The following is a 7388-nucleotide window of genomic DNA, read 5'->3' on the forward strand; positions in this document are numbered from 1 at the left end:
GGTCTGATCGGCGGGGTCACACCTGCCGGGGGCGGCCCACTTGGCCAGCACCGCCTCCAGCCCGGCGCGCAGCTCGGGGGTCAGCCAGCCCGAGATCGCCGACATGCCGTCGGGGTCCTGGGCGCCGATCAGGATCCCGCGCCGCCGGGCCCGATCCTGGTCGACGCATCCACCCAGCCCGGCAACTGCGCCAAAAACCCCCGGATCAGCCGCACCTGCTCGGCGCCGATCCGCCCGGCGCGCTGCGCGGTGGCCGTGGCCGCCAGCCGCGGCGCCAACACCTCCCCGGCCAGGGTGGCCCGCGCCCCCAAGTCCTCGGCCTCCCCGATGCGCCGGCGCGCCTCGGCGCGGCCGATGCGCAGCCGATCGGCCAACGCATGCGCCAGCGTGCCACCCAACTCGGCCGGCCCGGCCAGCGCACCGAGCTCATTGATCAGGTCGGACTGCAACACCGCCAACTGACGCGACACCACCTCGGCGCGGTCCAACAACGCCAGACACTCCCGGCCCGTCACCACCCCGTGCACCCGCAGCTTCACACACCGCGCCATCCCCTCCCCCAGCGCCGCGAACGCCTCGACGCACTCATCGCGATCCGAAACCATGCCCGAATCATGTCGCCGCCCACCGACACCCCCACACGCCAAACCCACTGCGCCACGGACTTATCCACAGGTCAGGATTGATCCACAACCGTCTAGCTCTGCGGCTGTCCTTGATCTGAGGCCAGTGGATTGATCGGGCTCACGTCGAACACCTTCCACTGGCCGTCCTGTTTGGACAACGTGACCCGAAGCGCGAGGATCGCCCGGTCCGGCGGCGAGTTCGGCGTCGTCTGTATGGCCCGCATGACCACGGCTACGCTCGCCGCGTCGGGGCTGATCGCCTCCACTCCCGCGGATACCGTATTGGCTTGTGCTGATACGTTTTTCGCTGCCAACTGCTGGGCGGTCTTGGCGAACGCGTTCTTGTATGCCTCGGCCTGCTCGGGGTCCATCAAAGCGGCGGCCCGGCTTATCGATGACGTCGGGTCCTGCGGCGAGAACGTGGCGGTGGCTTCGGACACGTTGGTGGCCAGGCGAACCACTTCGGCCATGTTGGAGTTGCGTTCGCGGTCGGGCACCGTCCATTCTGCGTAGCAGACCAGCACCGCCGCCACCAGCGCCGCGGTCGCCAGCCCCGCGACCGCCAACCGCAACCCTGGGCCGTCATCGTCGGTGCCGACCGTCACCTTGTCGCGGCGCGCCAGCACGAAGTTGACCACCACGCCTTCGACGAGCAGCAGGCACAGCACGGAGCACACCGCTACCCACCACACGCGCCACTCGAGCGCGACGCCGATCAAAAGCAGCGCGGAAATCGCGGCAAGCGGCGCGGCGATGTCGAATGCGAAGACCCGCCAGGCGTTCCTCATCGGATCGGCTCCAGGCGGGAGATCATCAACTTCCCGTCGACGTTTGAGACCCCGACCCGCAGGTTCCAATGCACCATCTGCGGCTTTGCGTCGACGTTTTGACTGACCGAGGTGGCGACGATCAGCACGTTGTCGGTGCGCGACGAGAAGTCCGGAACGGCGGCCGGGGGCGGATTACCCGGCTGCGCGTCGAGGTTGTGGTGCAGCGCCTCGATGGACACGGAGTTGATCTGGCCGGTGGTCTTCGATTGCAGAGTTTGCACGACAGAGCGGTAAGGCTGCATCGCGGCCTCGAAGTCGTTGTTCAGCTCGCCCACCGTGCCGTCGTGCAGCTTCTCCAAGCTGCTGTCGATGTTGTCCTTGTTCATGTTGATCAGCACCGCGGTCCAGTCGGCGGCGGCCTGCGCGACGCGGCTCTGGTAGCTGAGCGTGTCGATGCTCTGCCGGTGGCCGAACCAGATGGTGCCTGCCAGCACGATTGCGGCTATCGACAGCAAAGCCAGGGCCGTGGAAGCGATGCCGAATGGGGAGAACACCGGTCCCTGTTCGGCGTCGGCGGTGTCGGATGCTGAAGCGGTCGACTCTTCTTCCGGTTCCGCGCTGGGTTCCGCCTCGGGCACGAAGGCAAGGTTACCCAAAGCGACAAAGCGCATGTCCAGGTTGCACCGCGCGGTCTTGGGATGCCCTCAACAGCGCGTGGAAAGATGAAACCGTGACAGCACCCACCGCACGCTCCGGTATCGACCTCGGTTACGTCGACCAGCGGTCCCGTCCTCAGGACGACCTGTTCGGCCATGTGAACGGCCGGTGGTTGGCCGAATACGACATCCCGGCCGACCGGGCCACCGACGGCGCATTCCGGTCGCTTTTCGACCGGGCGGAGGAGCAGGTGCGCGACCTGATCACGCAAGCCACCGAAGCTGCCGACGGGGCACGCGGAAGCGATCAGCAGCGCATCGGCGACCTGTACGCGAGCTTCATGGACACCGACACCGTGTCGCGCGTCGGTGTCCAGCCGCTGCTGGACGAGCTTGCCGACATTGACGCAGCAGAGGACGCGACCGCCCTCGCGCGGCTGATGGGCACCCTGCAGCGCAGCGGCGTCGGCGGCGGCACGGGTGTGTACGTCGACACCGATTCGAAGAACTCGGCGCGCTACCTGGTGCACGTGAACCAGTCCGGCCTGGGATTGCCCGACGAGTCCTACTACCGCGAGGAGCGGCACGCCCAGATCCTGGCCGCCTACCCGCGACATATCGCGGCAATGTTTGCGCTGGTCTACGGTGGTGGCCCCGATGACTACGCAGGCACCGCCGCGCGCATCGTCGCGCTGGAGGGCGAGTTGGCCGCGGCGCACTGGGACGTGGTGCGGCGCCGCGACGCCGACCTGACCTACAACCTGCGCAAGTTCACCGACGTGTCGAACGAGGCGCCCGGCTTCGACTGGGCCGGTTGGATCACGGCGCTGGGCGCTTCCCCGGAAGTTGCCGACGAGTTCGTCGTCCGCCAGCCCGACTACCTGACCGCGTTCGCGGCGCTGTGGGCCGCCGAAGACCTCCCGGTGTGGAAGGACTGGCTGCGCTGGCGCGTGATCCACGCCCGGGCGCCCCTGCTGACCGACGAGCTGGTGGCAGAGGACTTCGCGTTCTACGGCCGCACGCTGTCGGGCACCGAGGAGATCCGTGACCGCTGGAAGCGCGGCGTCGGCCTGGTGGAAAACCTGATGGGCGACGCGTTGGGCAAGCTGTACGTCGAACTGCACTTCCCGCCGGAGGCCAAGGCACGGATGGATGTGCTCGTGGACAACCTGCGCGAGGCCTATCGGGTCAGCATCAGCCGGCTGGACTGGATGACTCCGGAAACGCGCCGACGCGCGCTGGCCAAGCTCGACAAGTTCACCGCCAAGATCGGCTACCCGAGGAAATGGCGCGACTACTCGCAGCTCGTCATCGACCGCGACGATCTGTATGGCAACTTTCGCCGCGGCTCCGTGGTCAACTACGACCGCGAGCTGGCCAAGCTCGGCGGCCCGGTGGACCGCGACGAATGGTTCATGACGCCGCAGACCGTAAACGCGTACTACAACCCCGGCATGAACGAGATCGTCTTTCCCGCTGCGATTTTGCAGCCGCCGTTCTTCGACGCCGAGGCCGACGACGCCGCCAACTACGGCGGTATCGGCGCGGTCATCGGACACGAGATCGGCCACGGCTTCGACGACCAGGGCGCCAAGTACGACGGGGATGGCAACCTGGTGGATTGGTGGACCGACGAGGACCGGGCCGAATTCGGCTCACGCACGAAAGCTTTGATCGAGCAGTATGAGACCTACATCCCCCAGGGCCTCGGCGACGGCCATCATGTCAACGGTGCGTTCACGGTCGGCGAGAACATCGGCGATCTCGGCGGGCTTTCGATCGCGCTGCTGGCCTACCAGCTCTCGCTGGGCGGCGGAGAGGCCGCGGTGATCGACGGGCTCACCGGCGTGCAGCGGGTGTTCTTCGGCTGGGCTCAGGTGTGGCGCACCAAGTCGCGTGAGGCCGAGGCGATCCGCAGGCTTGCGATCGACCCGCACAGCCCGCCGGAGTTCCGGTGCAACGGGGTGGTGCGCAACATCGACGCGTTCTACGACGCGTTCGATGTCGCCGAGTCCGACGAACTGTACCTCGATCCGCAGCGACGGGTCAGGATCTGGAACTGAGCGCGACCAGACCGGTCAGATCTGCCAGTCCTGAGCGCCGTCCTTCTGGGTGTACGAGCCCACGGAGTTCTTCACGACGATCGCATCGCCACTGCCGAAGTGGTCGAAGAACCATTGCGCGTTGTCGGGACTGATGTTGATGCAGCCGTGGCTGACGTTCCGTTTGCCCTGATCGGCGACCGACCACGGCGCGCTGTGCACGAAGTTTCCGCTGTTGTCGAACCGGACGGCCAGCTTCACGTGCACCTTGTAGCCCTGCGGCGAGTCGTTGGGCACTCCGTAGGTCGCCGAATCCATGACGATGTCGGGGAACTTCTCCAGGACATAGTAGGTGCCGTTGGGGGTGTCATGACCGGGCATGCCCATTGACATCGGCATCGTCTTGACCACGTTCCCGTTCTGGGTGACGGTCATCTGGTGGGTGGCGTTGTCGGCCGTCGCGACCCATGCGTCCCCGACCCTGAAACTTGACTTGGCGCCCGCGGCGTCGATGTTCACCGTCGTGCCGGCCGGCCAGAAGTTCAGCGGTCGCCACCGCACTTGGCTGTCGTTAATCCAGTAGAACTTGCCGGGCACCGGCGGGATCGACGAGATGTGGATGGCTTGCTCCGCCATCGGCCGGTCGCCTATCGGCACCGCGAAGTTGATGACGATTGGCTTGGCCACTCCGACCATCGCGCCATTGATCGGATTGAATGCCGGCGGCCGGAACGGCGCCGTGCCCGTGAATGGTTCTGGGTTCTGCCCGGCAACGGGCGCGACTACGGGCGGCGGCGGGGCGGCGAACGGGTCGACCGGCCCGGGAGGCGCGGCCAGCGGGTCGACCGGCCCAGGAGGCGCGGCCGGCGGGTTGGCCGGTGCCGGCGGAGGCGCAGCCAGCGGGTCAGGCGGGGGCGGCGGCGCGTCCGCCGCCGGTGGGGGCGGCGGCGCGCCCGGGTCCAACGCGGGGTCGGCCAGCGCCGACGGCGTCGCGGTTACCAGTGCCGCTACCACTCCGCACGCGCAAAACATCGAGGTCAACGCACGCCTCGTGCGGTGCGACCTGGGCGCCGTCCCCATGGCGCCGGCTGCGGCTTCCATCCCCACCTCCATACCTCTCCGTCAATCCAGTCTGGCACAGCGCGCAGGGTCGCCGACAGCAGACACCCTTTGCCATGACCGCGCGTGTCCGTGCCCCGATGGCGCTGAACTGCGCGTTTGTAGCGACGCGCGCGATCCTGAAACTTAGTTGGGAAGTTGCGGAGCCGGCGGACCCGGCTGCTGACCGGGCGCCTGCTGCGGGCCTGGGGCGAGGCCCGGCGCCGCCGCGTTGGGATCCATCGGGCGCTGAGTCAGCAGAAGGATCGCCGCGTCTTTCCGGTCGATGTCCTGGTTCTGAAGCGCCTGCCACAGCTCCCGCAGGTAGCTGAGGCTGTGGCCCTGGCCGGGCGGCGTATCCGTGGTGCCCGGCGGCAGGTTGTCCGGGCTGCTCAGGTGCGGCATCCCGTCAGCTGTCGCCGGGGGCGGCGGAACTGGCGTCGCGGGGGCATCCGGGTCGGCCATCGCTGACGGAGCCGAGATGATGAGCCCCGCGATCGCGCCGGCCGCGCAGAGGGCGGCCACCATATCGATCCTCATCATACTGTGTGCTTCTGCCCCACCGGTCACTTTGTTACAGGGCTGGCATTCGGAACGGCCCCCGACATTCGGAACAGCCCCCGATTGGAAGCCACGCCGGCCAGTGCGGTGGTGACGAGTAACGCAGAGGATGCGACGATGGCCGCCACGCCGCCCCGCGCATAGAGCAGCCCGCCCCCCAGCGATCCCGCCATGATGCCGATCTGAAAGGCCGTGACGTAGAGCCCGGACGCACCGTCGGGATCGTTCGGCGCGCTGCGCATCGCCGTCGACTGCAGCATCGGCGGCAGCGCTGTCACTGCGGCGCCCCAGAGCACTATTGCGGCACCGCCGGCCAGCATGGCCGGCAACGCAGGCTTTTGGGTCACCGCGAGCACGGTCAGCGCCGCGAACGCCACCACCATCGCCGAAAGGCAGCCAATGACGGCCGCCCAGGGATGGCGGTCCAGTGAGCGGGCCAACACGCCCATCGACGCCAGGCCCGCGATGCCGTAAGCGGCCAGCAGCCAGGCCAGCTGCGGACCGTGCACCCCGACCACGTCCTGGATGATCAGCACGATGAAGGTGTAGGAGACGAAATGGCCGGTGACCCCGACCAGCGTGAGCACCGACAGAGTCACTAGCCGCCCGTTGCGGTGATGCCGTTTGTGCGACCGGGCCGTTTCGATCTGCGCGTTCGGCACCGGCATTCGCGGCAGCGTCAGCCACGCCGCCGCCGTGATCGACGCGGCCGCCACCGTCACAACCACGACGGCCAGCCGCCAGCCCCATAGCTGGCTCATCGCGGCGGTCAGCGGATTGCCCACGACCAGCGCGAGAGTGGTGCCGAGATAAACAGCCGTGGTAGCGCGCCCGACGTGAGTCGAGGGCACCAGCCGAGCGCCGATCGGCGCGACCACCGACCACATCAGCCCGTGGGTGACCGCGCACAGCACCCGCCCGGCGGCCAGCACGGCGAAGTTCGGCGCGAGCGCCGACATGAGCTGCGAGGCGGTCAGGCAAATCAGCGTCAGCAGCAAGGTTCGGCGCCGCGGCCAGTGGGCGGTCAAACGCAGGAGCGGCACCGTGGTCACCGCGGCGACAAGCGCGTAGCTCCCCAGCAGCGTGCCGACGAGCGCCTCGCCGACGTGCAGATCGGCCGCGATCGCCGGCAGCGCCGCAACCGGCACCATCTCCGCGGTGACGTAAATGAACGCCGCCGCGGACAACACAGCCAGCTGCACAGCGATGCGCGCGCTCCACGGCCGCACCGGCGGAAGGTCGGTGCGTGCCTGCGCGGCGGCCTCTACAACGATGCGCTCCTTCACTTCGACTGATAACGGTATCCGCCGAATCGGTCCGATCGCGGATGTGAGCGGCGTGTGCGCCCACCCAAAGCGGCGTGTGCGCCGACCCACCTAGGAGCGGACGAGGCGGGCGATGGCCGCCGACGCCTCGGCAAGCTTGGCGTCGGCGTCCTCTCCGCCGGCGGCGACCGCGTTGGTGACGCAGTGGTTCAGATGCTCGTCGAGCAGTCCGAGCGCAACGGACTGCAGGGCGCTGTTGACCGCGCTGATCTGGGTGAGGATGTCGATGCAGTACTTGTCGTCGTCGATCATCCTCGCGATGCCCCGCACCTGGCCCTCGATGCGCCTGAGCCGCTTGGCGTAGTCGTCT

At 68.1% G+C, this 7388-nt stretch carries 7 protein-coding genes and 1 pseudogene; 1 reads left to right on the plus strand and 7 read right to left on the minus strand.

Annotation, left to right across the window (positions count from 1 at the left end):
* The 3 genes and pseudogenes from VKG81_RS11190 to VKG81_RS11200 all read right to left on the minus strand — a co-directional run.
* Window positions 1-605, minus strand: a pseudogene (locus tag VKG81_RS11190) (DUF222 domain-containing protein); the annotation flags it as partial.
* Between the two features lie 92 nt (window positions 606-697).
* Window positions 698-1414 carry a hypothetical protein gene (locus VKG81_RS11195; protein ID WP_324395982.1) on the minus strand — a complete coding sequence of 239 codons (717 nt, stop codon included), beginning with the start codon at window positions 1412-1414 and terminating at the stop codon, window positions 698-700.
* The gene (locus tag VKG81_RS11200; protein ID WP_324395983.1) at window positions 1411-2034 is read right to left on the minus strand and encodes a hypothetical protein; all 624 of its coding nucleotides are present in this window, start codon (window positions 2032-2034) and stop codon (window positions 1411-1413) included. The genes VKG81_RS11195 and VKG81_RS11200 overlap by 4 nt, the downstream gene beginning before the upstream one ends.
* 92 nt (window positions 2035-2126) lie before the next feature.
* Between VKG81_RS11200 and VKG81_RS11205 the strand changes: the two genes are divergently transcribed.
* A complete protein-coding gene (locus VKG81_RS11205; protein WP_324395984.1) occupies window positions 2127-4115 on the plus strand; it encodes a M13 family metallopeptidase in 1989 nt (662 codons plus the stop codon).
* Between the two features lie 15 nt (window positions 4116-4130).
* On the opposite strand, the gene VKG81_RS11210 is transcribed toward VKG81_RS11205, so the two are convergent.
* From VKG81_RS11210 to VKG81_RS11225, 4 genes are all read right to left on the minus strand, one after another.
* Entirely contained in the window at window positions 4131-5195 is a 1065-nt protein-coding gene (locus VKG81_RS11210) for a L,D-transpeptidase (RefSeq protein ID WP_414685236.1), read from the minus strand.
* 144 nt (window positions 5196-5339) lie between these two features.
* Complete coding sequence (locus VKG81_RS11215; RefSeq protein ID WP_324395985.1) at window positions 5340-5735, minus strand: dopamine receptor D4; 396 nt, start codon at window positions 5733-5735, stop codon at window positions 5340-5342.
* Window positions 5736-5758: 23 nt separating this feature from the next.
* Entirely contained in the window at window positions 5759-7039 is a 1281-nt protein-coding gene (locus VKG81_RS11220) for an MFS transporter (protein WP_414685237.1), read from the minus strand.
* A 90-nt stretch (window positions 7040-7129) separates the two neighbouring features.
* Window positions 7130-7388, minus strand: a 259-nt coding sequence (locus VKG81_RS11225) for a metal-sensitive transcriptional regulator (RefSeq protein ID WP_324395986.1), incomplete at its 5' end; no start/stop codon positions are given.

The sequence above is a fragment of the Mycobacterium sp. genome, assembly GCF_035314905.1.
GTDB lineage: Bacteria > Actinomycetota > Actinomycetes > Mycobacteriales > Mycobacteriaceae > Mycobacterium.